This is a genomic window from Kitasatospora sp. NPDC087271 (genome assembly GCF_044744605.1).
Taxonomy (GTDB): domain Bacteria; phylum Actinomycetota; class Actinomycetes; order Streptomycetales; family Streptomycetaceae; genus Kitasatospora.
On record NZ_JBIUYQ010000003.1, the window covers coordinates 341,613 to 367,259 of the forward strand.

The following is a 25,647-nucleotide window of genomic DNA, read 5'->3' on the forward strand; positions in this document are numbered from 1 at the left end:
CGCCGTACCGGTCGGTGCGGTGCTGACGTTGCCGGAGCTGGATTCCGCCTCCGACACTGCACACCCGGCGCACGCGGATACCGGGGTCACCACCCGTGCTCGTGCCCCAGTTGATCAGCCGTTCGGGGTCGATGGACAACTCGTCTTCTTCACCGGCCCCCGCGCCTGGGACTTCGCCCGGAACCGGCCCCCCACCGACGACCAGCCCGCCGACGTCCGCGCCCGCACCATCGAGCTGGACCACCGCTCGGCGTCCCACCTCGCCGTGCACACGCTCGACGGCGCCACCCTGGCCCACGGGCTGAGCGACTCCCCCGCCGGACTGCTCGCCTGGCTGCTGGAGCGCTGGAACGCCTGGAGCGACAACGACGGAGACGTCGAATCCGTCTTCACCAAGGACGACCTGCTCACCCACGTCACAATCTACTGGGTGAACAACTCCATCGCCACGTCGATGCGTTACTACGCCAACGCCAACCGCTACCCGTGGGCCCCCGCCCACGACCGCGGCGGCCACTCCATCCCCTGGGAGAACCCCGACGCCTGGGTGGGCGACCTGCGCCGCACCGTCCGCCTGAACCGGCCCCCTACCGGGACCCCGCGCGGGGTCGACGGCGGGATCAGGGGTGCTGGAAGGCGACCTCCGGGTCGGCCGGTGACGGGCCGTCGAGCAGCGGCTGCGGGATGCCGCGCAGGTGCTGGTCGAAGAAGGCCCCGACGTAGGCGCGGGTGATCTCCTCCGCGCGCTGCGCCGGGATCGGCACGGCGGGGCCGGTCACGCCCAACTGTGCGGAGAGGACGGGCAGGTCGGTGAAGCTGGAGTGGTCGGAGCCGGCGATGGTCAGCCACCGCTTCCAGCCGTCCAGGCGCGCCCAGTCGCGGTCCCAGCTGGTGTCCGCGCCGCCCGGGCTGTGGTTGGCCAGGGTGCCGAACATGAGGAAGGGGCGGCCCTGGAGGCCGGTGGCGGGAACCGGCGCGAAGAAGGTGCCGTCCATGTTCACCCCGGCTCGTACCCGGTCGTCGCCGGCCATGGTCGCGGCGGCGGCGTCACCGCCGATGGAGTGCCCGGCCATGCCGATCCGTTGCGGGTCGACCACGCCGGCGTACCGCCACGGCGAGCGACGGTCGGTCAACTGATCGACGACGAAGGAGAGATCCTCGGCCCGGCTCCGGGCTATCGCCTCCAGGCCGTCGAGGGTGGGGGTCTGGTCGCAGACGACGCAGGTGCGGGTCCGTCCGTCGGGGAAGGTCACACCGGTGGACTCGTAGGTGTGGTCGACCAGCGCGACGACGTACCCGCGACTGGCCAGGTCCTCGGCGAGGCCGGTGAGGGTGGCGCGCGGCAGCGTGAGGCCGGGCGAGAGCACCAGCAGGGGGAACCTGCCGCGCTCCGGCCGGGCGTCGGCGTGCGCGTAGGTGCGGGTGCCGCCGAGCGTCTCGGCCGGGACGGCGCCGCCCGGAGCCGTCTGCTGCAGCAGCAGCCGGGCCTCCTCGGTGGTCATGTAGGGGGCCGGTCCGCCGGTCCCGGGCCGCGCCGGGTAGTACGTCGACACCATCAGTTCCCGGGCACCCGCGGCCGGCACCCAGGGATCCCGGCGGTGCTGGTCGACGAGGTGCAGGGTGCTGCGTCCGATCGCGTGCGGGCCCGTCGGGCGGGGCAGCTCCAGGTGGACGCCGTACCTGTCCGAGGCCGCGGAGGGGGCTGCGACGGAGGGCCCGGGCGCGGCGAACGCCGCACCCGCCCCGATGATCGGCAGCGGCAGGACGAGCGTGAGCACGGCGGCCAGGGCAGCCCGACGGATTCTGGTCATGCCGGCAACGCTAGTTCGCGGGCACAGCAGTTGACATCCCCTCAGAGGAGTACGGGGAAGGGGATGGGGCATCCCAGCGGAGGAGGGCCGGGCATTCCAGCGGAGGAGGCGGACGGGCCGGCGCAGCAGGCCGGACGGGGCGAGGCGGCGGGCCGTTCCGTCCCCCGCGCGGAACGGCCCGCCGACGGCTCCCGCTACTTCAGCAGGAAGTCGTACACCGCCTGCCGTCCGGCCGGGTTCGCCGCCCGGTTCTGCACCGAGTGCGCCGCCCCGGGCACGATCACGATCTGCGGGTCGTGCGCCAACTTCGCCTGCTGGTACAGCACTTCGTACGGCGTGGCCAGGTCCCGGTCGCCGCCGAGCAGCAGCACCGGCACGTCCGGCAGCTTGCGGTGCTCCGACGGTGCCGGCGGCACCCGCTCGCGCGGCCAGTCGAGGCAGACCAGGAGGCTGCCGAGCCCGGTCGCGGTCGCCGGGTCGTACGGCCAGGTCTGCTCGGCCGTCAACCGCTGCCGGGTGCGCTCCAGCGCCGCCGCGCGGCCCGTGACGGGCGTGTCGGTGGTGCCCCACGGGAAGCGCGAGTCGGCGCACAGGGCGGCGGAGTGCAGCCCCTGGCTGAGCTCCTCGGCCGGGGCGGCGTCGACCTGCTGGTGGACCAAGTCGAAGAAGTCCTGGAGCTTCGCGGGCTGCCCGGCGGCGGCCTCGTGCAGGATCTCCGGGACACCGCCGTAGTCCGGGTCGATGAACTCGTAGCCGGTGAGCGCACTCAGGACCTGCGCCCCGTTGCCGTACCGCCGAACCGTGGCGGCGAGGTCGGCGGCCGGGTCGGTGGTGCAGCCGGTGGCCCGGCAGGCGGCCCGCAGGATCCGGGCGGTCGCGGGCATCGCGGCCAGGTCGAGGGGGTCGAAACCCTGTTGCGGCGCCACCGAGTCGAGCACCAGCCGGGCCACGCGCGCCGGGTGGGCGAGCGCGTACCGCTCGGCGACGATGGTGCCGTACGAGACGCCGTCCAGGGTGAGGCGCCGGTCGCCGAGCGCGCGGCGCAGCAGGTCGATGTCGGCGACGGTGTCCGCGGTGCTGTAGTGGCGGGCGTCGGGGCCCAGGGCGGCGGCGCAGTCGGTGATCGACTGCTTGCGCGGCGCGGCGAGGTCGGAGGAGCCCATGTCCTCCTGGAGGCCCGGGCACTGGAGCGCGCCCCGGCCGGTGCCGCGCTGGTCGTACATCACCAGGCGGTAGTCCTTGAGGACGGGTTCCAGCTTGCCCGCGATCCGCTTGATCGCCGGGACGCCGGGCTGGCCGGGGCCGCCGGTGAGGAAGAGCAGGTCGCCCTTGGGGGCCGTGGTGTTGCCGGTGACGGCCACCTGGAGGTCGAGGGTGCCGGGGGTGGCGCCGCTGTGGTCGAACGGGACGGTGAGGGTCCCGCAGGTGAACTCGGGTGCGTCCGGGCAGGGCGCCTGGCCGGTGATCCCGCCGGCGCGGGCCGGCGCGGCCGTGGCGGCGAAGCCGACTGCGGGGGTGGCCAGGGTGGTCCCGGCGGCCACCGCGGCGGCGCCCAGCAGAGCGGCGATACGGCCGCGCTTGCTCGTCATGTTCGTCCTTCCGCTCGCGCCGCGCCCGGGCCGACGCGGTCACGGAAGTAGCCTGCGCCCCGCGGCACTTCGATGGCGAGCGTTCGGGCCGGATTCGACCCGGAACGGACCGCCAGGACCCGAATGGCCCTGAAAGGCAGCCGGAACCCACGGTGACGACGCTCCCTGAAGGCGGTTGGCCGCGATTCCGTGAATGTCACGGCCGTCACAGGCTCAGCAGCAGGTCCCGGATCGCTGCGGGCTGGGACAGGAACGGGTGGTGGCCGGCGTCGAGCTCGACGACGCCGCCGGCCCGGCGGGCGAACTCGCGCTGCAGTCGCGGCGGGGTGCCCCGGTCCTGAGCGCAGACGAGGTACGTCGACGGCGACTGCTGCCATGCGGCCGCCCCGACCGGCTGCCCGGTCACCCGCACGCTCTGACGGGCGAGGTGGTCCGCCGCCTGTGCCTGGACCTCGGGGTCGCAGTCCTGGAGGAACGTGTCCACGAGCAGTTCGGGGCGGACCCCGAACGTGCCGGCGTCGGGGTCGACGTCGAGGAACGGGGCGGGGCCGCCGTCCCCGAAGTCCGACAGGCTCTGCCCGACCTCGGGCAGGTAGCTGGAGACCAGTAGCAGGTGGTGCACCGAACCGATTCCCGCGGCGGCTTCCGCGGTGACGATACCGCCGTAGCTGTGGGCGACCACGACGGTCCGCTCGTCGCCGGCCTGCAGCACCTGGCGCACCGCGGCAACGTCCTCGGGCAGCCCCGGACCGCCGACGCCGCCGGGCGGGCCCGCCTCACCGCAGCTCGGTAGCGCCGGGGCCACGCTCAGCACCCCGTGCTCCTGCAGCAGCCCGGCGGTGCGGTGCCACCACCACGACCCGTCCCGCACACACGCCCCGTGCACGAACACCACCCTCATCGTTGCCTCCGCGTCCGCCTGGGCTGTCCGGGCCGTCCGGGCTGCCTTTCGATCAACGGTAGACGCGTCCGCGCCATCACCTGAGCCGACTTCCACTTCGGTGATCCCGAACACGACGCGGACCTCACCCGCGACACGTCCTCACGGCCATCGCCATGGACGTCGAACGCTTCAGCGGCCGGTCGGTCACCGAGAAAGCCCGTTCGCCGAGATCACCGACCGCCTTCCGGACCTCTCTGGATCGGACCGACATCCACCGGCCGAAGTCCTGGCACACCATTGGTACTCGGGCCCGATCGTCCCGGATCGCCAGCAGAGTCGAGCTCAGCCGGCCCGTGCTGCCAGGTGGGTGAGGAGTTCGGTGAGGTCCGCGAGCGCGGCGTCCCAGCTGTGGGCCAGCACCACGCCGGCGGGGTTCAGGACCACCTCGTCGACTCCGGCCGTCCCGTAGGCGGCGAGCTCGGTCGCCAGCTGGTCGGGTGTGCCGTAGAGGAAGACACCGGACTCGACGAGTTCGCGGGCGCCGGCCACCGGGTCGCGGGTGTCCAGGTGCAGGCCCGCGCGGCGGAGCATGTCGGCGTAGTGCGGCGCGCCCAGGTGCCGGCCGGCGCCGTGCTGGGCCAGCACCATCGGGTGGCGGCCCGGCCGGGCGACGGCGGCGTGCACCACGGTCACCACTCTCGGCGGGGTCGCTGGTCTCGGCGGGGCCGCCATCCGGCCCGTCGTCGCTGCGCCTTCGGTCAGGGCGGGGACGAGGACCTCGGCCACGTACCGGGGCGGGGTCATCCAGGTGATCGCGACGTCCGCGACCCGCCCGGCCGCACGGGCCATGGCGGGTCGCAGGACGCCCGCGCCCAGCTCGACCGCCGGCGGGTGCTCCCCGTGCGGGAGTCGGAGCCCGGGCGCGGCGGACCCGAGGGCCGGTGCGGGCGGCCCGGCCGACCGGTCGTCCAGCAGCGCGCGGACGGCGCCGACGTAGTCCGCCACGGCCTCGGCCGGCCGGGCGTAGGGGGCGCCCAGCAGGCCGCCGACGAGCGAGGGTTCGCCCGCGCCGTAGCCGATCACCGGCCGGTGTCCGGTGAGCACGGCCAGGGACTGGGCCTGGGCGGCCGCCTCGAAGGGGTGTCGCAGAGCAGTCAGCGTGACCGAGAGCCCGACCGGGATCCGCTGCCCCGTACCGGCCAGCCAGGCCAGCGCCTGGTGGCTCTCCACCGCCAGGGACTGCCCGAGCCAGAGCCGGTCGGCCGCGCCGGTGCCCACCAGCGAGGCCAGCGCCGTCAGCGCGGTGAGGTCGGCCCGGTCGCGGAGGGCGTGCGGGAAGAGGACGGAGATCCGCATGCCGCTCAGCCGTTCCGCGAGGGGTCGGTGGGGTCGGTGGCCGCGTCGCGCAGCGATCGGGCGACGGAGGCGGCGAGCAACGGTCCGCCTGATCCGGCCGGGTCGTCCGGGGCGGCCGCGTGTCGCAGTACTCCTTCGGCCACCGCCGCCGCCCGGTGCTGGCCGAAGCTCCGGCCGCGCCACCCGGCCCTGGTGTCGCCGGGCTCGTCGGCGGTGGCGATGCCCGGCCCCAGGGGGCGGGCGAAGACCGAGGTCTGCGTGCCGAGGCCGGGCAGGCCGCGCAGCGCCGCCGCCAAGGCCGTCAACTCGTCGGCGTGGGAGCGGGGGAGGTAGAGCACGACCGCGTCGCGACGCGGGTACGACCAGGGCCGGGACAGCACCTTGGCCCGGTAGCGCAGCGAGCGGGCGGCCAGCTCCCGGAGCAGCGCCGCCCAGAGTGCGGGCGCGGCGGTGGGGTCCTCGACGTGCAGGTAGAGCCGCCGCAGCGACTCGCCCTCGTGCGGCCCGCCGTGCGGCCCGTCCACCAGCAGGAAGCCGGGCGACAGCGCGGGGCGGACGGCAGGCAGCTCGACGGTCACGGACGTGTCCGCCCGTCGCGGGCCGTCGCTCCGGACGGCGGCGGCCGGGACGCGGACCGTCACGCCGCCCAGCTCGACCGTGAACTCCGCGGCGGCGCCCCCGGTTCCGGCCCCGGGCGCAGCCCCGGCCCCGGCCCCGGCTGCGGCTGCGGCCTCGGCCCCGGTCGGGACGGCGGCGCGCAGGCGGGCGGGGGCGAGCGTGTCCGCGTGCGGTGTCGCCGAGATCAGCTGCCGCTCGAACTCCACGTCACGGCGGGGCAGTCGGGTGGCGGTGCTGGATCGGTCGAGGCGCGACCGGTCGAGGCCGGCGTGCCACTGCTCGTAGAGCGCCGTGCCCAGGGCGATCCGCAGGCCGCGCGGCGAGTCGGCGCTGATGCGGCGGCCGTCCACCGTGACGGCCTGCGGGTACTCGGTGAGATCGATGCCGGTGAGTGCGGCCGCGAGCTGCTCGGACACGTACGTCATGACGCCACCAGCCCGATCGCCTCGATGAACCGGTCCGGGGCGAGCAGTGCCCCGCGTCCCACACCGGCGATGCCGCGCTGAACCGCGCTCAGGGTGGGCCGGACGCCGGCGGTGGCCATGGTGCGGTCGAAGAGGTGCCAGCCGGCGTACCCGACCACCCGCTCGGCGAGTTCGGGATCGAGCCGGTCGGCGTGCTGCCGGTAGCCCTGCCAGAAGGCGCCGATCACCGGGAGGACGGCGGCCAGTTCGCGCTCTCCGCTGCGCATGAGGGTGCCGTGGGCGTCGGCGGGTCGGCCGCCGTCCGTGAGGTCGGGGCCGGGGTCACGGTCGGTCGCGTCGACCTCGGGGTCGGTCTCGACCTCGTCGGTGTCGACGCCGGTGAACATCCGGCTCGCCGCCCGGTACAGCCACTGCCCGACGAAGCCGCCGAGGTCGATCGCCGGGTCGGCGAGCTGGAACTCCTCCCAGTCGGTCAGCTGGAGCGTGCCGTCGCAGAGCAGGAACTGGTCCAGCCGCAGGTCGCCGTGGACCGGACGGTGGTCGGCGGCGGCCGAGCGGGCGTCCAGCGCGCGCAGGGCGCCGTGCAGCCGGCGGTCCTGCTGGAGCAGGCCCCAGAGCGCCAGTTCGGCGCCGCTGCTCGCGGTGTACTCGGCCACGGTCAGCGCGGCCAGCCGGTGGCCGGTGCGCGTGCCGGGGCGGGGCTTGGGTCGGACGCCGGCCGTCGGGAAGCCGTGCAACTCGGCGAGCGCCCGGCCGGCCCGCCGGGCGAGTCCGGTGTCGAAGCCGTGCTCGTCGGCGAGGGTGTTCCCGGTGACGGCGTCCGCCAGCAGGTCGAAGACCAGCACCAACCGCTTCCGATCGCCGCCGAGCAGCGCCGGCGACTCCCAGGAGAGCGCGCCGGCCCCGGTCCGGGCCGACTCGAAGGCGCAGGAGCGGTCGTAGCGGTCGGTTCCGTCGGGAGCGTGGCCGTCGAGCCGTTTGATGAAGACGCCGGTGCCGTCCGTGGTGCGTCCCGCCCACGAGTCATTGCGGCCGAGATGGCTCACCAGGCTGTCCGGGTCCAACGGGGCGAAGCCCAACGCGGCCAGTGCCAGCGGCACTTCGGGCGCGTACTCGAAGAGGCCCGGGGTGCGGCCGGGGCCGGCCCGGTCGGCTGCCGGCGTGGCCGGTGGGGTCGAGACTGTCGCTGCCATGGCGGCCACGCTAGGGATCCCGACCGGCGGTCACCACGGGCAGGATCCTGTCATGCCAGGGCGGGCAAGGGGCAGGATGCCCCCACTTTCCTGCTACTGGGCACCGGCATCGAACGCCTGGTCTGCTGGGGGCGGTCGAGGAACCCGCTCCTCGCCCTAAATCCGAAGCCGAATCCGGGCCCGATCCGAGCTCGAATCCGACGAGTCGAGAGGATGACCATGAGCTCTGCTGACCTGATGGGCGGCTACGCCGCCTACACCACCCCGAACGCGGCGATCGAGGAGCTCGCCAGCACCGGCATCACGGCCGAGTTGGAGTTCACCCCGGTCCTCACGGTCACCCCGTGGACCGAGGCGATCTCCCTGGTGGTGGTCTCCATCGCCACCCAGCTGTGATCCGCTCGCAGACCTGATTTCCCTTCCATCTCAAGGGAGTTCGACATGAGTACTGCTGACCTGATGGGCGGCTACGCCGCCTACACCACGCCGAACGCCGCGATCGCGGAGCTCGCCAGCACCGGCGTCGCCGGCGTCCCGGCGGAGCTGGAGGTCACCCCGACCGTCTCGCTCGTCGTCCTCTCGCTCGTCACGATCACCATCATCGGCTGACGGACTCGTCGAGCGTCACGTCGTCCGGGCCCCGCGGCACGCTGCGGGCGGGGCCCGGCCGGCGGCCGGAGCGGTGCACCCAGCCGGCGACGCCGACCCGCGAGGAGCACTGCAACCGCCGCATCGTCTCGCGGAGGTGGTTGACCACCGTCCACTCCGAGATGCCCAAGCGGCGCGCGATCTGATGGTTACTCAGCCCGTCGGCCACCAGGAGCGATACCTCCAGTTGGCGGCTGGTCAGTTGCCGCCCCGGCGGCGCCTCGGCGGAGTCCGGCTCGGCGAGGGGGAGGGCGAGGGAGAGGGAGCAGAGCAGGTCCAGGAGCGCGGTGGCCGCGCCGGTTGCCAGCGCGTGGGCGAACTCGTCCTCGGCGAGCCGGCGGCGGATGCCGGGCAGCAGCCGAGCGGTGGCCAGGTCGGGATCCGCGGGGTCGCCGGGAATGCCGGCTCGCCCCGGATGAAAGCTGCCCAGCAGCCGGGCGGCGTCGGTCGCCCGCGCCGGTGCGGGGCGCAGCGGACTCGCGACCAGGCCGACCAGCGCACCGAGCGTGGCGACCGCACCGAGCGGGCGCAGGTGGGCCAGCCCCTCGACGTAGTGGGCGCGGGACGCGGACGGATCGCCCCCGGCGGCAGCGAGCAGGCCCAGGTGCAGCAGGGCCGTGCCGACCAGCAGCACGTCCCCCCGGCGCCGGGCCGCGGTCAGCACCCGGCCCGCCAGTGCGGCGCCGGGTCCGGTCCGGCCGAGCCGGAGCTCGGCCAGGGCGGCCTCCAACTCGACGCGCAGGGCCGCCGGTTCGTCGTCGGCCGCACGGAGGAGCGCTGCTGCCCCGGTGAGTGCGGCGAGGGTTCGGTCGGGGTCCCGGTCGCATCCGGTCAGGCCCCGCAGTCGCAGGAGTCGGGCCGCCGTGGAGGGTTCGTCGGGCGTGGTCCGGGATCGCTCGGGCACGGATGAGGCCGCCTCGGCTTCGTCCAGCAGGGCACTCGCCAACTCGTGTTCGCCGTCGAGCAGCCGGGCCTCGGCGCGGATCAGCGCGAGCCGGACCCGCGCTCGCCCACCAGTGATGCCAGTGGGATCGGCGGGATCGGCGGGATCGGCGGGATCGGTGGGGCTGGTGGCGCCGAGCGGCACGGCGGAGCGGTCGGCCCAGTCCGGGCCGAGGCCGACGAGTCGGGCGTGGGCGAGCAACTGCTCCATCAGGTCGAGGGCTTCGACAGTGAACCCGTGCCGGGTCAGCGTGTCGACCGCCAGCCGGAGGTTGGCCTCCTCGACGCGCAGGGCGAGCAGGGATGTCGGCTGGTCGCCGGCGGCCAGCCGCCGGGCGGCCCCGGCGGCGAGCCGGGCGTAGTAGCGCGCATGGCGGAGCGTGAGGACGGCGAGCGGGCCGCCGGCGGGCCGGACCTCGGGAAAGTCGCCGAACGGCACGTACAGTCGCGTCTCGGCCGCACCGTCCAGTCGGCCGGACGGCCGGTCCTCCAGCGTCAGCGACTGCCGATCGAGCAGGGCTTCCAGCGCCGCCGGGAAGGCGCTCGGCGCGATCCCGGACACCACCCGGAGCGCCTCGGGCCCGAACCCGCCGGCGAACAGGGGTGTGCAGGACATCAGCCGCGCCGCGTCGGCGCCGAGCGGGCCGCACCGTCCTGATGGTTGCCCTACCTCGCGTTTTACCTCTCGCCCCGCCTCCCGTCCTACCTCCCGTCCCGGCAACCGGTCCGGCGACCGCCCCGGCGCCCGGTCCGCCGGTGGACCGGGCGGCTCGGCATAGGCGGCCACCAGGCGGCCTCCCCCTGCCCCGCCGAGTGCGGCCAGCACGGTGCCGACGCCCTCCAGCGCCGCCACCCGGGCCGCGAGCACCAACGCACCCGGCAGGCCCCGGAGTTCCACGCAGATCCGCCCCACGGTCTGCTGGTTCCGGGAGGTCACCGTGAAGCCCGGGCTCCAGGCCCGCCGGGCAGCCGTGAAGGCCTGCACCGCGGGGGTGCGGCAGAAGGCGTCCAGGTCGGTCGGCGACCAGTCCACCGGAACGGCCAGTGGGTCCACCCGGTACGCCACGCCGGCGCCGGCGGGTGACAGCCGACCGGTGGCGAGCACCTTCGCCCCACGCGGGGCACAACGGGCCAGCAGCGTCGGGTAGTCGTCCGGCTCGATCCGATCAGCCGTCAGAAGCTCGGCTGGTCCCGGGGTTCCGGCCGCTCCACCCGCCGCCCGGTACTGCTCGGCGACCGCGAACGCCAGCCGGGTCTTGCCGCTGCCCGGAAGGCCGTGCAGCAACACGCCGGGTACGGCGGGGTCGGCGAGCAGCCGCAGCAGCTCGGCCGTCTCACGTGCTCGCCCGAACAGTTCACCCGTGAAGGCCCGGTGGTCCGCGGATTCCTGCCGGGGGACGCCGGACTCGAACAAGATGGTCATGGACGGCTCCAGAACTGGCTCCGCCCGCCTACACAGCGCGGGCGCGCCGGCGGGATCGTCCGTACGATCCTGGACGGCGGCGCCGACCGGCGGTATCCCAGACTTCTGGGACGCCGCCGGTTCAGCATCGACGCGCGGCCAGGCTCAACCCCTCGTCCGGACCGGCCTGCCGTTCGGTTCCGGACTCACCGCAGTCCCCGGTGCCGGCGGTGGTGGCCCGCGTGGTGGTGGTGCCGGTTGCGCCGTCGCCACCGCCGTCGACCGGCTCCCGCCGCCGAGGCTCCGGCCGCCGAGGCTCCGGTGGACCGGGCCGAGTCGGCAAAGGCGTCGTCCGACTCCCGGCCGGAGCCTTCCGATCCTGCGGGCAGCACGTCGATCCGGCCCATCTGGCCGTGCGAGGAGTGCACCATGTGGTGGCAGTGGTAGACGTACTCGCCCGGATATTCGCCCCAGGTCATGGCGATCCGGACGCTCTCCCCCGGGTGGACCGTGATGGTGTCCTTCAGCCCGGCCTCGGCCGGGCCGACCGGCACCCCGTCACGGTCCAGCACGCGGAACTGCACCAGGTGGGTGTGGAAGGAGTGGGGGGCGTGGAAGACCCCGGCCGGCGGGCGGGTGAGGCGGTTGCGGATCGTCCAGATCTCGCTGCTGCCGACGGTGGTCCGCACGTCGGTCCGCTTCGGGTCGTACTTGCGCCCGTTGATCCTGGCGTCCGGGAAGGTCGTCAGCGCGAACTCCCGGTGCACCGTCGCCTTCGGGATCGGCGGCAGGGTGGCCAGGACGTCCGGAATCCGGCTCCGGTCCTCGGCCGTCCGGGTGATGTCGAAGCGCAGCACCTCGGCCCGCTCGCTCTCCAGCGCGGCCGTGTTCTCCAGCACCACCGATCCGCCGACCGGGTAGCGGGCGAAGTCGACCACGATCTCGGCGCGCTCCGCGCCGGTCAGGGTCAGCTCGTGCACCGTCACCGGCGCGGCGAGCAGTCCGCCGTCCGAGGCGATCTGGGTGAACGGCTGGCCGTCGGCGAGGCGCAGCGACACATGGCGGTTGGGCGAGACGTTGAAGACCCGCAGCCGGTACTTGCGCGCGGCCACCTGGAAGTAGGGCCGCTCCTTGCCGTTGACCAGCATGTGCGGGCACGCGTACGGGTCGGTGTAGACCAGCCTGCCGTCGGTCTCGATCCGGGCGTCCCGGATCAGCAGCGGGATGTCGAACTCGCCGTTCGGCAGCGGCAGGCCGCTCTCGTGCGGGTCGCTGAGCAGGTAGGCGCCTGCCAGGCCGCGGTAGACGTTCTCGGCCTCCAGCTCGTGCGCGTGGTCGTGGTACCAGAGCGAGGCGGCCACCTGCGAGTTGGGGTAGCGGTACTCGCGGGTCTCGCCGGGCTTGACGAGGTCCATCGGCAGGCCGTCGTAGCGCGAGTGCACATGGCCGCCGTGCAGGTGGACGGAGGTGTGCACGCGCAGGTCGTTGGTCTGCTGGACCACCACCTCCCGGCCCCTGACCGCCCGGATGGTCGGACCGGGGAAGCAGCCGCCGAAGGTCCGGACGGTGGTCAGCAGCCCCTTGACGATCTCCGCCTGGGTCTCGGCCATCCGCAGCCGGTACAGGTCCGAGGAGTCCGTCCGCGACACCGGGCTCAGCACGGGGGGCACCGGCATGGCGTGCTCGAAGGGGGTGATCCGGGCGGCTGACCGCTTCGCCTCCGACCTGGGCGGCGCGGCTTGCGCGGCCGGAGCGGCCGACAACGCCAGGGACGAGACCCGGGCCCCGCCCGGTGCGCGGTCCCAGGGGAAGAGGACCGCCGGGCCGCCTATCGCGGCGGCTTTCAAAAGGTCTCGTCGGTTCAGCATTCCCGGTCTTTCCGTCCAGGGCCGGGCGGTCGGTACGCCGCCGGGCCAGTGGTCGCCGGTCGTGGCTTCCGGCGGCCCTGCTCGGTGGCCGCCGCGCCACGACGGCGCGGGCCGGGCGTGTCGGACCGTAGCGCCGACGCGACGTTCCGTCACTGCCCGTTGGCTCAGTATCGGCGAGCTTCGCGCGCTCCGCAGCGCGACCGCACCTGCCCGGGCCCCGCTACCGGAACGACGGACGCCGGGGCGGGCACCTGGTGCCCGCCCCGGCCGCCGTTCAGGATTCGGGCGACGCCCAGGTGCCCAGGGACATCTCGGCGGTGATCCCCGGGCCGAACCCGGCCAGCAGCCCCTGGTGGCCGTCGAGGGCCGACTTCTCGTCGAACATCCGGGCCAGGGCGTCGAGCACGACCGCACTGGCGATGTTGCCGTACTGGGTGAGGGTGGCCCGGCTGAAGCGGAACGCCTCGGGCGGCACCTCCAGGAAGCGGCTGAGGTCGTCCAGGATCCGTGGGCCGCCGGCGTGGACGATGTAGAAGTCCAGCGTGCCCACGTCCCACTGGTGCTGCTCCGCCACCGCGCGCAGGGCCGGGCTGAGCGGCTCCATCGTCCCCGGCACCCTCTTGTCCAGCTGGAAGTGGAATCCGGTGGGGCGGACCGCGTAGGAGATCCACTCCTCGGTGTCCGGGATGAGGTACGAGCCGTTGCGTTCCAGCCGCATTCCGGTCCCGCCCTCGCCCCGGACCACGGCGGCGGCGATCCCGTCGCCGAACAGGCCGTTGGACAGCAGCGAGCCCACGCCCAGGTCCGTGGGCTGGTAGCACAGCGAGCAGAACTCGCAGGCCACGATCAGCACGTTGGCGCCCGGGTAGGCCGAACAGAAGTCATGGGCTCGGTTCACCGCCGCGCCGCCGGCCGCACACCCCAGTTGGGCGATCGGCAGCTGCCGGGTCTCCGGCCGGAAGCCCAGCCTGTTGATCAGCCACGCCGTGAGCGACGGCATCATGAAACCGGTGCACGACACATAGACGATCAAGTCGATCTGGGACGGCTCCACTTGGGCCTGTTCGAGGGCCCTGAGCACCACCGCCGGGACGCGGGCCTTCGACTCCGTCGCGAAGACGGCGCTCCGTTCGTCCCACCCCGGGTGCTTCAGCACCACCTCGATGGGTTGGATCAGGTGCCGCTTGCGCACTCCGGTGTTCTTGATGAGACGCAGCGCCAGTTCGAGCTGTGGGTGGTCGGGGTGGAGCCTGCGCGCCAGCTCGATGGTCTCCTCGTTGGTGATGACGTGCTCGGGTACGTCTATCGCCGGTTTGCACAGAACTGCCACGGCACTTCCTCCAGACGAGCGGTGTTCCCGGTGCGACCCTGGCGGGGCGGGATTTCACCACTCGACGGCAGCCGCTGCGAGCCGGACGCGCGGGGGGCGCGGGCGGCGGGACGCACCGGGCGGGACCCAACTCAGCGGCCGACGAGCCGACCGGGCGAGGATCGGATGATCGCGGTACGGGCGGTCGTGCTGGCCGCGAGTTGGTTCAGGCCACCTAGCCCAATTTACGGAAGGCGGGCCCGTCCCGCACGTCGGCCCGCACACCCCGGGGTGTGCGGGCCGAAGTGCGCGGTGTTTCCGGCAGTCACCAGGTGACCGGCAGCGCCAGCGGATAGCGCCAGATGGACGTGGTGTTCCACGCCAGCTCCGCGGCCGGCTTCGCCAGCGCGATCCTGGGGAAGCGCTCCAGCAGGGTCCCGAGGGCGACTTCGAGTTCGGTGATGGCCAGCGGCGCGCCGAGGCAGTGGTGCGCGCCCCAGCCGAAGGTCATGTGGGAGGGGCTGGTCCGCTCCAGGTCCAGCTCGTCGGGCCGGTCGAACCGGCGGCCGTCCCGGTTGGCCGTCAGGTAGGAGACGTGCACGATGTCCCCCGCCGGGATCGTCACCCCGCTCAGCTCCACGTCCTCAAGGGCCACCCGGGGGATGCCGACGCCCTTGCGGAAGGGGATGAAGCGCAGCAGCTCCTGGAGCGTCCGGGAGAGCGTCTCGGGCCGCTCGCGCAGTGCGGCGAGCACGTCGGGGCGGCTGAGGATGGTGTACGAGAGGTTGCCGAGCTCGTACGTCGTGGTGTCCTGGCCCGTGATCAGCAGGACCATGGCCATCACGGTGAGTTCCTTCTCGTCGAGGACCTCGTCGCCGTCGCGGGCCGTGGCCAGCACGCTGATCAGGTCGTCGCCGGGGTTCCTGCGCCGTTCGGCGGTCAGCTCGGCGAAGTACGCCCGCAGGTCGGCCTTGGCCCGTACCGCGTTCGGCTTGTTGGCCAGGCTCACGTCCATCATCGTCCGGGCGTTGGCGCGCAGCCGGGCGCTGTCGGCCTCGGGGATCTCCAGGACCTCGCAGATCGTGATCAGCGGGAGCGGGTGGGCCAGGTGCTCCATGAGGTCGGCCGGGGGCCCCTGGTCCCGCATGCGGTCCAGCAGCCCGTTCACCACGTGCTGGGTGCGGTCCCTCATCCGCTCGATGTGGTCGGGGGTGAAGCCCTTGGACACCAGGCTGCGCAGGCGGGCGCTGGCGGGAGGGTCCATGACGTTGATCGCCTCGGCCTGGACGATCGGCTCGGGGGTCATCCGCGGGAAGTCCCGGCCGACGATGGCGTGGCGGCTGAACCGCCGGTCGGTGGTGACCGTGCGCACGTCGTCGTACCCCGTGACGAGCCAGGCCTCCCCCTCGCCGTAGGGGAGGCGGATGCGGCTGACCGGTGCGTCGTTCATGAGCTGCCGGAGCGTCGGGTCGAACTCTAGGGTCTCGGCGAAGTCGAACGGGCAGTTCCGTGCGCTGGAGTCGGTGGACATGCGGACCTCCAGGTCTGGGCCGCGCGGGCCGGATGGGGGGAGGCGGACGGAATGCACCGGTACCCGATCGGTCGGCCGCACACACCGGCGGACGGGCGAGAGCGCCGGTAATTCATCCGGTCTGATCAGCGGCTCGGCTCCACCCGCGCCGGGGCCTGCCACCGGTCCGCTGGTCCGTGGCAGGCCCCGGCCCCGGGTGCCTCAGCCCTCCCCGGCCGCCCGGTTCTCCCCGGTGGCCCGATGCCCGTGCCGGAAGAGCGGGGCGCGGGTGTCGAAGGGCACGTCCTCGCGGGAGGCGGCGACGGCGGCGTCCGAGCGAGGGAGGTCGAACGGGAGCGTCGCGGTCATCGGGGCCCGGCCGAGCGCGGCGTCCAGCACGACCTCGTCCGCGGCGCCGAACTCGCCGATCAGCAGCGCCGCGTGCGGGGCGAGCGGGGTGAGCACGGCGGGCCGCTCCAGCTGGGCGGCGAACACCGTGGGCACGGTGGCGGCCAGCGCGGTGAGGCGGTCGACCTCGGCCGGCTCGAACTCCAGCGAGCCGCTGTGGAAGTGCTGCTCCAGCAGCCCTTCGCGCCGCTCGTACGGGGTGGCGAGGCGGATCACGGCCAGCTCGGCCCGCTCCGGCTCCTCGACGAGGGTGCCGTACCCGGCGGCGACGGCGGGGTCGATGCCCTCGACGTACAGCCGGGTGGCGGTGCGCGGCTCGCCGGCCAGGTGGACCACCGAGCGGCGCTGGACCTCGCGGCCGAGCGCCCGGCCCTCCGGGGCGCCGACCAGGTCGGCGGCGGCCTCCGGGTCGACGTACGGGTCGGCGAAGAGGCCGAGGCGGAACTTGTCGCGCAGGATGCGGCGGACCGACTCGTCGAGCCGGGCCTCGGTGACGGCACCGGAACGGACGGCGGCCAGGATCAGCTCCGGGTCCGTCTCGCCGCCGAGCTGGTCGGCGCCCGCGTCCAGGGTGAGCACGACCTGTTCGGCGACGGACAGCTCCTCGACGCCCCAGTGCCGCGGGGGCAGCGTGACCACTCCGGGGACGTCCATGCCGGTGATGGCGTTGAAGTCGGTGCAGACCACGCCGTCGAAGCCGTAGCGCCCGCGCAGCAGGCCGGTGATGACGTCCCGGTTGAAGTTGGCGCCGACCTCGGCGAGGCCACTGCCGGAGGGGATCGCGTAGGCGGGCATGATCTGCGCGGTGCCCGCGGCGAAGGCGGCCTCGAAGGGGCGCAGGTGGGTCTCGAACTCGCCTCCGGGGTAGACCAGTCGGCGTCCGGCGGCGAAGTGGGAGTCCTCGCCGGCGGCCTGCGGGCCGCCGCCGGGGAAGTGCTTGGTCATGCAGGCGACGCTGTCCGGGCCGATCGGCCCGCCCTGGAGACCCTCGATGTAGGCGGTGATCATCCGCGAGGCGCGCTCCGGGTCCTCCCCGAAGGTGCCGCTGATCCGGGCCCAGCGGGGCTCGGTGGCGAGGTCGGCCATCGGGTGGATGGCGACCCGGATGCCGACGGCGCACAGCTCGCGGCGGATCAGGTCGGCGTAGCGGCGCACCAGGTCGGGGTCGTCGGTGGCGGCGAGGCCGATCGGCTCGGGGCCGGTGCTGAAGCCGCCGCCGGTGTGGGCGGTGGCCGGGTTGGCGGTGAAGCCGTGCCGGGGGTCGGAGGAGAGGGTGACGGGGATGCCCAGCCGGCCGGCCGCGGCGAGGTCCTGGACGTGGTTGTTCCACTCGGCCATCGCGCGCGGGTCGGGGACGGCCATCATGGCGAAGTGGGTGAGGCCGCGCTCGGTGATCAGGCGGGCGCCGGAGGGGAACGGGCCCTGGTCGCCGGGGAGCATCCGGCCGTGCAGCATCAGCGCGGCCTTCTCCTGCAAGGTCATCCGGGTGAGGAGGTCCTCGACCCGCTCCTCGACGGGCAGCCGCGGGTCCTCGTAGGGCTCCATGGTGCCGTTGTGGTTGAGGTCGCGGAAGGGCGTGCCGTCGGTGTGCCGCAGCAGGGTCAGCATGCCGTCACCTCGGCGGTGTTCGACGCGGCGGTACGGGCGGCGGTACGGGCCTCGGTACCGGCCTCGGTGCTGGCGGCGGCGCGGGCGGCGGCCTTGGCGCGGAAGGCGTCCAGGGTCTCGGCGGTGACCCCGCAGGCGGTCAGGAAGCCCTCGGCGCCGCCGTGCTTGGCGCGGACCAGGTCGAGGAAGGTGCTCATCGCCCCGGCGGGCGCCTCCAGCAGCGGGGCGGGGACGACCAGCCGGCCGGCCTCGACCTCGTTGAGGGCGGCGCGGTTGCGGTCGGCGAGGCCGGCCCAGATCTGCTCGATCGCCTCGTTGGTGCGGGCGTAGTCGGCGACGATCTCCTCGGCGGGCACCCCGAGCAGCTCCAGCAGCAGCGCGGTGAGCAGCCCGGTACGGTCCTTGCCGGCCGCGCAGTGCACCAGCACGCCGCCCGGGCGGACGGTGGCCTCGGCGGCGGCGGCCAGCCCCTGCGGCGCGGACTCGGCCATCAGCAGGTAGAAGGCGCCGAGGTCCTCGGCGGTGGTCATGGCCCGCATGGCCTGCGCCAGTTCGTCGTTGGTCGGCTCGATCCGGGCGAGGACGACGGCGATGCCGGCGGCCTCGGCGGCGGCCCAGTCCTCGGGGCGGCTCTCGGACTCGCCCCGGAGGTCGACGATGGTGGTGATGCCGTGCTCGCGCAGCTGGGCGACGACGGCCTCGTCGGCGGCGGGGAAGGGCTGGGCGGAGCGGAACAGGGTGCCGGGGCGGATCCACCGGCTCGCGGGGTCGGCGAGCGCTGCGGGGTCACGGAAGTTGACCAGGGACATGCGGGGGGCCTTTCAGGAAGTGCGAAGCAGGTGGTGAAGGTACGCGGCGGGCCGCGCGAGGGGGGAGAGAAAGGGCAGGGCCGGCGGCGAGAGGGCGCGCGGTGCCGTCCGGACGGCCGGCGGCATCGCCCAGTGGTGTAGGGGTGTAGGGGTGTCGGGGTGTAGGGGTGTCGGCTCGGGTCAGCCGGTGGTGTCGAGCACGTCCCGGTAGGCCTTGTGCCAGTCGGCCACCGTGCCGGTCTCGGACGCGATCAGGACGTGGTGGCGCACCATGCCGCCGAACTGCGCGCCGAGCGCGGTCGGACGCAGGTCGGTGGCCGGGTCCACGCCGAGCCTCTCGGCCGCGATGGTGACGGTGCGTTCGGTGAAGCTGTCGATCACGACCACGGCGTAGTTGTGCACGGAACCCTGCACCTCGATCAGGCTCCGGCGCAGCCGGCGGCGGCGCTCGGTGTGCTCGACGGGCTCTTCCAGCCGGCCGCCGGTGGCGGTCAGCGCGTGGTCGAGCGCGGCCCAGAGCGGGAGTTCGGCGGGGGCGGCGGCGAAGGCGTCGAGGATGGCCTGGCCAAAGTCCCAGCCGAACAGCAGAGCCTCCTTGGCCGGGTAGTAGCGGAAGAACGTGCGGTGGGCGATGTCGGCGCGGCGGCAGATCTGGTCCACGGTGGTGCGCTCGAACCCCTGCTCCTCGAAGAGGTCGAGCGCCGCGGTGCGGATGCTGTCGCGGGTGCGCGCCTTCTTGCGGTCGCGCATGCCCTGCTCCGCCGCGGTGTCCGTCCCCTGCATGGTTCTTCCGTTTCCTCTCGGTGAGTTGAGTGTGGATGGGGCCGCCGAGGGGGCGGCTGTCAGTACCGAATCACGTCCGACCGTGCTCGCTCAAGGCGAGTGCCGACTCTTCCGGGTCCCGTCATCTGAAATTTGCACAACTGCCTTTTGGCAGTACTGCCACTTCCGGAATGGTGTGGGGCGTCGGCGGCCGCACTCCCCCAGGCCGCCCCCACTCCCCCGAACCGAGGAACCATGAAGCGGCACACCCACCTCCTGGTAGCGGCGGCCTGCACGGCCGCGCTCACCCTCACCGCCTGCTCCGCCTCCGACGACGCGGTCTCCGGCGCCGGCGCCGGGAACACCGGCGCGGCGAACGACGGGCCTGCCGTGGACGGCGGCACGCTCAAGATCGGCCTGGACCGGCCGTTCGCCAAGCTCGACCCGGCCGACGGCACCCTGACCTCGATGCCGATGATGGTCCTCGCCAACGCCCTGTACGACCCGCTGATGGTCAACGGCGACAACGGCGCCGTCCAGCCCTACCTCGCCAAGTCCTTCACCCCCAACGCGGACGCCACGGTCTGGACCCTCGACCTGCACGAGGGCGTGAAGTTCGGCGACGGCAAGCCGCTGGACGCCCAGGCCGTCGCCGACCACGTCACCCGGCTCGCCAAGCCGGAGAGCAAGTGCGCCTGCGCCATCGACGCAGCCACCATCGGCGCCACCACCGTCTCCGGCCCGACCACCCTCACCTTCACCCTCAAGGCGCCCGACGCCGCCTTCCCGAACATATTCACCCGCTCCCTCGGCTACGTCTCCGAGGCCCCGGCCGGCGACTCCCCCGCCGTCGGCTCCGGCCCGTACACCGTGGAGAGCGTGCAGCCCGGAGTCTCCGTCACCCTCACCCGCAACCCCGCGTACTGGGGCGCCAAGGGCCACGCCGACAAGCTCGTCTACCGGGTGCTCACCGACACCGACAGCCGCTACCAGTCGCTGCGCTCCGGCGACACCGACCTGATCTGGACCGAGACGCCCGGCCAGCTCAAGCAGGCCGCCGCCGACGGGCTGCGCAGCGCCACCGGGCCCGGCGGCACCACCACCATGGTCTTCAACACCGCGTCGGCGCCCTTCGACGACGTGCGGGTCCGCCGGGCCGTGCAGTACGCGATCGACCGCGAGGCCCTGGAGAAGGTCGTCTCCCTCGACCAGGGCGCCGTCTCGGACGGCCCGATCGGCTCCCGCTCCCCGTACCGCACCGCCGCCGGGTACCCGGCCCACGACCCGGCCAAGGCCCGGGACCTGCTCGCCGAGTCCGGCCACCCCGACCTCGCCTTCGACTACCTCGTCGACAGCCGCCCCGAGGGCCAGCAGCGCGCCACCGTGATCCAGCAGATGCTCGGTGAGGCCGGGATCAAGGTGACCATCAAGCCTCTCGACGCCGCGGGCCTGGGCACCGCGATGCTCCAGCGCAAGTTCCAGGTGATCGACTTCCCCACCAGCATGTTCGGCGACACCGACACCGCGCTCACCAACCTCTACCTTTCCAACTCGCCCTACAACTTCATGAGTTGGTCCGACCCGGAGACCTCGAAGGCGATCGCCGAGGGCCGCGCCTCGACCGACCCCGCCAAGCGTGCGGCCGCCTACCAGCAGGCCGCCCGGCGGGTCGTCGGCGAGGTGCCGATGGCCTTCCTCACCGAGAACACCGTCGGCTTCCTCGCCGGCGCCAAGGTCGGCGGACTGCCCGACCTGTCCAAGCGCACCGTCCTCAACGTCTCCCCCGCCCCCCTGTGGGTGAAGCGGTGACCCCCCGCACCCGCACCGCGCTGCGCTACGGCGGGCGGCTCGGCCGCGCCGCGGCCGTGCTGCTGCTGGTCACCGTCGCCGCCCTGTACCTGCCCCACCTGATGCCGGGCTCCCCCGCCGTCGCCGCCCTCGGCCCCACCGCCACCCCCGAGCAGATCTCCGCCTACGAGGCCGGGCTCGGCCTGGACCGCAATCTGTTCGCCGCCACCTGGCAGTGGATCGCCGACGCCCTGCACGGCGACCTCGGCCACTCGCTGTCCACCGGAGCCGCCGTCACCACCGAACTCGCCGACCGCATCCCCGTCACCCTCGAACTCTTCCTCGCCGCCCAGCTGGTGGCACTCGCCCTGGCCGTGCCCGTCGCCCTGCTCTCCGCCTGGCGGCCCGGCGGCACCTTCGACCGGATCGCCACCGCCGGCACCTTCGGCTGGCTCGCCGTCCCCGGCTTCGCCCTCGGCCTGCTGCTCATCTGGCTCGCCGCCGTCCAACTGCGCATCCTGCCCGCCACCGGCTGGACCCCGTTCACCGAGGACCCGGCCGAGAACCTGCGCCATCTGGTGCTGCCCGCCCTCACCCTCGGCCTCACCGAGGCCGCCGTGTTCACCCGTACCCTGCGCGGACAGCTGCTCGACACCCTCGACCAGCCGTACATCGCCGCCGCCCGCAGCCGCGGCATGGGCACCACCCGGCTGCTGCTGCGCCGCGCCCTGCGACCGTCCAGCCTGCCGCTGGTCACCCTGGTCGGCATCGGCATCGGCACCTCGCTGGGCGGCTCGGTGCTGGTCGAGTCGCTGTTCGCGGTGCCCGGCGTCGGCAGCCTGGCCGCCGGGGCCATCTCCGGCCGGGACTTCCCGGTCGTCCAGGCCGTGGTGGTGGTCAGCGCCGTCGGCGTGGTCGCGGCCACCTTCGCGGTCGACCTGCTGTACCGCACGATCGACCCGAGGATCGCCCATGAGCACCGCTGAGACCCCAGTCGTGACCGTCGAGACGGTCGCGGCGCGCACCGCCCGCCGCCGGCCCCCCGCCGGCGTGCTCGCCGCCGGGGCCTGGCTGGCCGTCGTCGCCCTCGCCGCCCTGCTGCTGCCCCTGCTGCCCGGCTTCGACCCGCTGCACGGCGACTTCGCCCACCCCGCCGCCGCCCCCGGCCCCGGCCACTGGCTGGGCACCGACAGCGCCGGACGGGACGTCCTGCAACGCACCGTCGCCGGCGCCCGCGCCTCCTTCACCGTCGCCGCCCTCACCATCCTGGTCGGCCTGCTCGGCGGCGGAACGCTCGGTCTCGCCGCCGGCTGGTTCCGCGGCCCGCTCGACAAGGCGATCGGCTTCGCGACCGACCTGCTGATGTCCGTGCCCAGCCTGATCCTGGTGATGATCGCGGTCTCGCTGCGCGGCCCCAGCCTCACCGTGATCGGCACGCTGATCGGGCTGTTCACCGTCCCGCACTTCACCCGGGTGGTGCGCGCCGTCGTGCTCTCGCTCAGCGAGCGCGGCTTCGTCCAGGCCGCCCGCATGCTCGGCACCGCCCCGCTGCGCGTCCTGCGCCGCGAGATCGTCCCGCACGTCGCGCCGGCCGCCCTCACCTTCGCCTTCACCGCCACCACCGTCGCCATCGTCGCCGAGGGCTCGCTCAGCTTCCTCGGCTTCGGGCTGCGCCCGCCGGAGCCCTCCTGGGGCGGCATCATCGCCGAGGGGCGCACGGCCCTCGGCAGCGCGCCGTGGATCTCGCTGGCGCCCGCGGCCGTGCTCTGCCTGACCGTCCTCGCCCTCAACTACCTCGGGGAGCACCTGCGTTCGGGTGGTCCCGCCGGCCCGAAGGGAGCGCGCGGATGACCTCCGCCCCCGACCTCGACGAACCCGACCTGGACGTCCCCGCCCTCGACGTCCCGGTGCTCGACGTCCGCTCGCTGGACACCGTCCTGCACACCCCCGACGGCCGCGCCCTGCACGTCCTGCACGGCGTCAGCCTCACCATCGCGGCCGGCGAGTGCCTCGGCGTGGTCGGCGAGTCCGGCTCCGGCAAGTCCGTGCTCGCCCGCGCCGTCCTCGGCGTCGAGTCGCGCACCACCAGGGCCGTCGCCACCGGCGAGATCCGGCTGAACGGCGAGGACCTGCTCGCCGCCTCCCGCACCCGCCGCGCCGAACTGCTCGGCACCGGCATCGCCATGGTCCACCAGGACCCGATGACCTCGCTCAACCCGGTGGTCCGGATCGCCGACCAGGTCACCGAGTCCCTCACCAACCGGCGCCGGCTCTCCCGGCGCGAACGGCTGCGCACCGCCACCGAGTTGCTCGCCGCCGTCGACGTCCCCGACCCCGCCCGGCGGGCCCGCGCCCACCCGCACGAGCTCTCCGGCGGCCTGCGCCAGCGCGTCGGCATCGCCGCCGCCCTGGCCGGCGAACCCGCCCTACTGCTCGCCGACGAACCGACCACCGCCCTCGACGTCACCGTCCAGCGCACCGTCCTGGACCTGCTCGACCAGCACCGGCGCAGCCGCGGCCTCGCCACCCTGCTGATCACCCACGACATCGGCCTGCTGTACGGGCGGGCCCGCCGGATCGCCGTCATGTACGGCGGCCGGATCGTGGAGACCGGCCCCACCGAGGCCGTCACCCGCCACCCCCGGCACCCCTACACCGCGGCCCTGCTGCGCTCCGTACCCCGGGTCACCGGCCCGCTGCGCCGCACCCTGCCCGCGATCCCCGGCTCGCCGCCCGACCTCACCCGGCCCACCCCCGGCTGCCCCTTCGCCCCGCGCTGCGAACTGGCGACGGACCTGTGCACCACGACCGCGCCGCCCACCCACACCGCGGCGGACGGCCACACCGCCGCCTGCCACTTCCCGCTCACCGCGCCGCCTGACGCGCCGTCGCCCTCGCCCTCGCCCTCGCCCGACGAACTGGAGCCCGCGGCATGACCACCGCCCCCGACGCCGCTGCCCCCGAAGCCGTCGCTCCCGGCGCCGCCGCTCCCGGAACGGCCGTCCTGGAGGCCACCGGCCTCAGCGTCGTCCACCGCACCCGCTCCGGCCCGCTGCACGCCGTCAGCGGCGTCGACCTGGCCCTCCACCCGCGCCGCACCCTCGCCCTGGTCGGCGAGTCCGGCTCCGGCAAGAGCAGCATCGCCAAGGCCCTGCTGCGGCTGCCCCCGCCCACCACCGGCACCGTCACCCTCGACGGCACCGACCTCGCCACCCTCTCCCCGCGCGCCCTGCGGGCCGTCCGGCCCCGCCTCCAGCTGGTGTTCCAGGACCCGCTCTCCTCCCTCAACCCGCACCGCCGGGTCCGCGACCTGGTCGCCGAACCCCTCGACGCCCACCCCGACCCGGCCCGCGACCGCGAGCAGGTCGTCACCGAGCAGCTGGCGGCCGTCGGCCTGCCGCCCGCCCTGTTCGGCGACCGCCGCCCCCACCAGCTCTCCGGCGGGCAGGCCCAACGGGTCGCCATCGCCCGGGCCCTGGCCGCCGGACCGCGCGTCCTGATCGCCGACGAGGCGGTCTCCGCCCTCGACGTCTCGGCCCAGGCCACCGTGCTCAACCTGCTGCGCGGGCTCACCGAGGAACGCGGACTGGCCGGCCTCTTCATCTCCCACGACCTCGGCGTGGTCCGCGCGGTGAGCGACGAGGTGGCCGTGCTCCAACTCGGCCGCATCTGCGAACGCGGCCCCACCGAGGCCGTCCTCGCCGCCCCGGCCCACCCCTACACCGCCGCCCTGCTCGCCGCCGTCCCCGAACCCGGCCGCCCGCTGCGCGACACCGGCCTCCTCCCCACCGACCCGCCCTCCCCCCTCGCCCCGCCCAGCGGCTGCCGCTTCCGCACCCGCTGCCCCCTGGCCGACACCCGCTGCGCCACCGAGGAACCGCAGCTGCGGGAGGTGGCACCAGGCCGCGCGGTGGCCTGCCACCGACCACTGATCGGCGCTGCCACAGCGTCCTGACCAGCCGGACGCACCACGGGCCCCCGGGCCGGGAGCCCCACTCCCGCCCCAGGGGCCCTTCCCGTTCCGGCCGCGGACGGGCCGGCGCCACGGCGGCGACGGGAAGGGTTCAAGCGCAATGCCCGATTCGGAGCACTCGCAGGTCATCGGCACCACGGAGGCCCGACGGGACGGCGCCCCCGTCGGGCTTTCACCTGGCAGGGGCACGGCCTTCGCGCGCCGTTCTCACCCCTTCACGCCGGTGACGATTCGCGTACGCAGCCTTACCGTTGGTTGCGATCACGGGTCGCACCTGGCGACCCGGCGTACCGGAGGTCCCATCATGCGACGCCTCGTCACGACGATCGGTACCCTCATCGCCGCAGGGACGCTGGCCGTGGCCGTCCCCACGTCCGCCCAGGCCGCCACGGGCACCCTGACGTTCTACAACGTGATCTTCCCCGGCGGGTCGGGCAGCGGCCCGGGCGTGCCGTACCTCGACCCGGCCCCCGGTTGCTACGACGTACCGAGGGAGGCACAGGGGCCCCTGTCAGGCGTGAACAACGCGACGGACAGCACGGTCCGCTTCTACTGGGGCGAGGACTGCACCGGCGGGTCGCTGTTCAGCGTGTCGGCCGGCCGTTCGGTCAGGTTCAACTCGCACCCGCGCTCCTTCATGGTCGAGAGCTGACCGCAGACCCGAACGCGGCCACACCGATCCCAGGTGGCCGAAGGACGGGCGACCCGGCCAGCGGCTATTGGGGGCCCGGCCAAGGCGCCTGCG

Annotated in this window: 20 protein-coding genes and 2 pseudogenes; 9 read left to right on the forward strand and 13 right to left on the reverse strand. The window is 74.2% G+C overall.

Annotated elements, in window-relative coordinates; all coding sequences use genetic code 11:
- Positions 1-139: 139 nt before the first annotated feature.
- A pseudogene (locus tag ACIO9K_RS08020) lies at positions 140-733 on the forward strand (hypothetical protein); the annotation flags it as partial.
- Here the strand turns inward: ACIO9K_RS08020 and ACIO9K_RS08025 are convergent.
- The 6 genes from ACIO9K_RS08025 to lxmK all read right to left on the reverse strand — a co-directional run bounded on the left by ACIO9K_RS08025 (position 621) and on the right by lxmK (position 7,875).
- A complete protein-coding gene (locus tag ACIO9K_RS08025) occupies positions 621-1,811 on the reverse strand; it encodes an alpha/beta hydrolase family protein (protein WP_400327846.1) in 1,191 nt (396 codons plus the stop codon). The pseudogene ACIO9K_RS08020 and the gene ACIO9K_RS08025 overlap by 113 nt on opposite strands.
- 194 nt (positions 1,812-2,005) lie before the next feature.
- A complete protein-coding gene (locus ACIO9K_RS08030; RefSeq protein ID WP_400327848.1) occupies positions 2,006-3,400 on the reverse strand; it encodes an alpha/beta fold hydrolase in 1,395 nt (464 codons plus the stop codon).
- Between the two features lie 205 nt (positions 3,401-3,605).
- Positions 3,606-4,301, reverse strand: coding sequence for an alpha/beta hydrolase (locus ACIO9K_RS08035; RefSeq protein WP_400327850.1), 696 nt, complete (start codon positions 4,299-4,301; stop codon positions 3,606-3,608).
- A gap of 324 nt (positions 4,302-4,625) precedes the next feature.
- Complete coding sequence (locus ACIO9K_RS08040; protein WP_400327852.1) at positions 4,626-5,639, reverse strand: LLM class flavin-dependent oxidoreductase; 1,014 nt, start codon at positions 5,637-5,639, stop codon at positions 4,626-4,628.
- Between the two features lie 5 nt (positions 5,640-5,644).
- Entirely contained in the window at positions 5,645-6,682 is a 1,038-nt protein-coding gene (locus tag ACIO9K_RS08045) for a T3SS effector HopA1 family protein (RefSeq protein WP_400327854.1), read from the reverse strand.
- Positions 6,679-7,875 carry a class V lanthionine synthetase subunit LxmK gene (lxmK, locus tag ACIO9K_RS08050; RefSeq protein WP_400327856.1) on the reverse strand — a complete coding sequence of 399 codons (1,197 nt, stop codon included), beginning with the start codon at positions 7,873-7,875 and terminating at the stop codon, positions 6,679-6,681. Before lxmK ends, ACIO9K_RS08045 begins: the two co-directional genes overlap by 4 nt.
- A gap of 219 nt (positions 7,876-8,094) precedes the next feature.
- Here lxmK and ACIO9K_RS08055 point away from each other — a divergent pair, with 219 nt between their 5' ends.
- Complete coding sequence (locus tag ACIO9K_RS08055) at positions 8,095-8,271, forward strand: hypothetical protein (RefSeq protein ID WP_350876063.1); 177 nt, start codon at positions 8,095-8,097, stop codon at positions 8,269-8,271.
- A gap of 45 nt (positions 8,272-8,316) precedes the next feature.
- Positions 8,317-8,484, forward strand: a complete 168-nt coding sequence (locus tag ACIO9K_RS08060; RefSeq protein WP_350876060.1) for a hypothetical protein — start codon at positions 8,317-8,319, stop codon at positions 8,482-8,484.
- On the opposite strand, the gene ACIO9K_RS08065 is transcribed toward ACIO9K_RS08060, so the two are convergent.
- From ACIO9K_RS08065 to ACIO9K_RS08095, 7 genes and pseudogenes are all read right to left on the reverse strand, one after another.
- Complete coding sequence (locus ACIO9K_RS08065; RefSeq protein ID WP_400327859.1) at positions 8,474-10,888, reverse strand: LuxR C-terminal-related transcriptional regulator; 2,415 nt, start codon at positions 10,886-10,888, stop codon at positions 8,474-8,476. The two genes, ACIO9K_RS08060 and ACIO9K_RS08065, sit on opposite strands and share 11 nt — an antisense overlap.
- A 185-nt stretch (positions 10,889-11,073) precedes the next feature.
- Positions 11,074-12,543 carry a multicopper oxidase family protein gene (locus ACIO9K_RS08070; RefSeq protein WP_400327861.1) on the reverse strand — a complete coding sequence of 490 codons (1,470 nt, stop codon included), beginning with the start codon at positions 12,541-12,543 and terminating at the stop codon, positions 11,074-11,076.
- 466 nt (positions 12,544-13,009) lie between these two features.
- Positions 13,010-14,074, reverse strand: a pseudogene (locus ACIO9K_RS08075) (type III polyketide synthase); the annotation flags it as partial.
- 295 nt (positions 14,075-14,369) lie between these two features.
- Entirely contained in the window at positions 14,370-15,575 is a 1,206-nt protein-coding gene (locus ACIO9K_RS08080; RefSeq protein ID WP_363581019.1) for a cytochrome P450, read from the reverse strand.
- Positions 15,576-15,776: 201 nt separating this feature from the next.
- Complete coding sequence (locus ACIO9K_RS08085; RefSeq protein WP_400327863.1) at positions 15,777-17,570, reverse strand: glycoside hydrolase family 3 protein; 1,794 nt, start codon at positions 17,568-17,570, stop codon at positions 15,777-15,779.
- Positions 17,564-18,379, reverse strand: coding sequence for a tyrosine-protein phosphatase (locus ACIO9K_RS08090; protein ID WP_400327864.1), 816 nt, complete (start codon positions 18,377-18,379; stop codon positions 17,564-17,566). Before ACIO9K_RS08090 ends, ACIO9K_RS08085 begins: the two co-directional genes overlap by 7 nt.
- A 180-nt stretch (positions 18,380-18,559) precedes the next feature.
- Positions 18,560-19,162, reverse strand: coding sequence for a TetR family transcriptional regulator (locus ACIO9K_RS08095; protein ID WP_363622200.1), 603 nt, complete (start codon positions 19,160-19,162; stop codon positions 18,560-18,562).
- Positions 19,163-19,396: 234 nt separating this feature from the next.
- Between ACIO9K_RS08095 and ACIO9K_RS08100 the strand changes: the two genes are divergently transcribed.
- The 6 genes from ACIO9K_RS08100 to ACIO9K_RS08125 all read left to right on the forward strand — a co-directional run bounded on the left by ACIO9K_RS08100 (position 19,397) and on the right by ACIO9K_RS08125 (position 25,554).
- Positions 19,397-20,950, forward strand: coding sequence for an ABC transporter substrate-binding protein (locus tag ACIO9K_RS08100; RefSeq protein WP_400327866.1), 1,554 nt, complete (start codon positions 19,397-19,399; stop codon positions 20,948-20,950).
- Positions 20,947-21,915 carry an ABC transporter permease gene (locus ACIO9K_RS08105; protein WP_363622204.1) on the forward strand — a complete coding sequence of 323 codons (969 nt, stop codon included), beginning with the start codon at positions 20,947-20,949 and terminating at the stop codon, positions 21,913-21,915. Before ACIO9K_RS08100 ends, ACIO9K_RS08105 begins: the two co-directional genes overlap by 4 nt.
- Entirely contained in the window at positions 21,902-22,780 is an 879-nt protein-coding gene (locus tag ACIO9K_RS08110) for an ABC transporter permease (protein WP_363581007.1), read from the forward strand. Before ACIO9K_RS08105 ends, ACIO9K_RS08110 begins: the two co-directional genes overlap by 14 nt.
- Positions 22,777-23,865 carry an ABC transporter ATP-binding protein gene (locus ACIO9K_RS08115; RefSeq protein WP_400327871.1) on the forward strand — a complete coding sequence of 363 codons (1,089 nt, stop codon included), beginning with the start codon at positions 22,777-22,779 and terminating at the stop codon, positions 23,863-23,865. Before ACIO9K_RS08110 ends, ACIO9K_RS08115 begins: the two co-directional genes overlap by 4 nt.
- Complete coding sequence (locus ACIO9K_RS08120) at positions 23,862-24,884, forward strand: ABC transporter ATP-binding protein (protein WP_400327873.1); 1,023 nt, start codon at positions 23,862-23,864, stop codon at positions 24,882-24,884. The genes ACIO9K_RS08115 and ACIO9K_RS08120 overlap by 4 nt, the downstream gene beginning before the upstream one ends.
- 322 nt (positions 24,885-25,206) lie before the next feature.
- Positions 25,207-25,554, forward strand: coding sequence for a hypothetical protein (locus ACIO9K_RS08125; protein ID WP_363581001.1), 348 nt, complete (start codon positions 25,207-25,209; stop codon positions 25,552-25,554).
- Positions 25,555-25,647: the final 93 nt, after the last annotated feature.

Bases quoted from the DNA above. Each gene is read 5' to 3' on its own strand.
- ACIO9K_RS08025 (WP_400327846.1), bottom strand. From the start codon at position 1,811: ATGACCAGAATCCGTCGGGCTGCCCTGGCCGCCGTGCTCACGCTCGTC.
- ACIO9K_RS08030 (WP_400327848.1), bottom strand. From the start codon at position 3,400: ATGACGAGCAAGCGCGGCCGTATCGCCGCTCTGCTGGGCGCCGCCGCG.
- ACIO9K_RS08035 (WP_400327850.1), bottom strand. From the start codon at position 4,301: ATGAGGGTGGTGTTCGTGCACGGGGCGTGTGTGCGGGACGGGTCGTGG.
- ACIO9K_RS08040 (WP_400327852.1), bottom strand. From the start codon at position 5,639: ATGCGGATCTCCGTCCTCTTCCCGCACGCCCTCCGCGACCGGGCCGAC.
- ACIO9K_RS08045 (WP_400327854.1), bottom strand. From the start codon at position 6,682: ATGACGTACGTGTCCGAGCAGCTCGCGGCCGCACTCACCGGCATCGAT.
- lxmK (WP_400327856.1), bottom strand. From the start codon at position 7,875: ATGGCAGCGACAGTCTCGACCCCACCGGCCACGCCGGCAGCCGACCGG.
- ACIO9K_RS08055 (WP_350876063.1), top strand. From the start codon at position 8,095: ATGAGCTCTGCTGACCTGATGGGCGGCTACGCCGCCTACACCACCCCG.
- ACIO9K_RS08060 (WP_350876060.1), top strand. From the start codon at position 8,317: ATGAGTACTGCTGACCTGATGGGCGGCTACGCCGCCTACACCACGCCG.
- ACIO9K_RS08065 (WP_400327859.1), bottom strand. From the start codon at position 10,888: ATGACCATCTTGTTCGAGTCCGGCGTCCCCCGGCAGGAATCCGCGGAC.
- ACIO9K_RS08070 (WP_400327861.1), bottom strand. From the start codon at position 12,543: ATGCCGGTGCCCCCCGTGCTGAGCCCGGTGTCGCGGACGGACTCCTCG.
- ACIO9K_RS08080 (WP_363581019.1), bottom strand. From the start codon at position 15,575: ATGTCCACCGACTCCAGCGCACGGAACTGCCCGTTCGACTTCGCCGAG.
- ACIO9K_RS08085 (WP_400327863.1), bottom strand. From the start codon at position 17,570: ATGCTGACCCTGCTGCGGCACACCGACGGCACGCCCTTCCGCGACCTC.
- ACIO9K_RS08090 (WP_400327864.1), bottom strand. From the start codon at position 18,379: ATGTCCCTGGTCAACTTCCGTGACCCCGCAGCGCTCGCCGACCCCGCG.
- ACIO9K_RS08095 (WP_363622200.1), bottom strand. From the start codon at position 19,162: ATGCAGGGGACGGACACCGCGGCGGAGCAGGGCATGCGCGACCGCAAG.
- ACIO9K_RS08100 (WP_400327866.1), top strand. From the start codon at position 19,397: ATGAAGCGGCACACCCACCTCCTGGTAGCGGCGGCCTGCACGGCCGCG.
- ACIO9K_RS08110 (WP_363581007.1), top strand. From the start codon at position 21,902: ATGAGCACCGCTGAGACCCCAGTCGTGACCGTCGAGACGGTCGCGGCG.
- ACIO9K_RS08115 (WP_400327871.1), top strand. From the start codon at position 22,777: ATGACCTCCGCCCCCGACCTCGACGAACCCGACCTGGACGTCCCCGCC.
- ACIO9K_RS08120 (WP_400327873.1), top strand. From the start codon at position 23,862: ATGACCACCGCCCCCGACGCCGCTGCCCCCGAAGCCGTCGCTCCCGGC.
- ACIO9K_RS08125 (WP_363581001.1), top strand. From the start codon at position 25,207: ATGCGACGCCTCGTCACGACGATCGGTACCCTCATCGCCGCAGGGACG.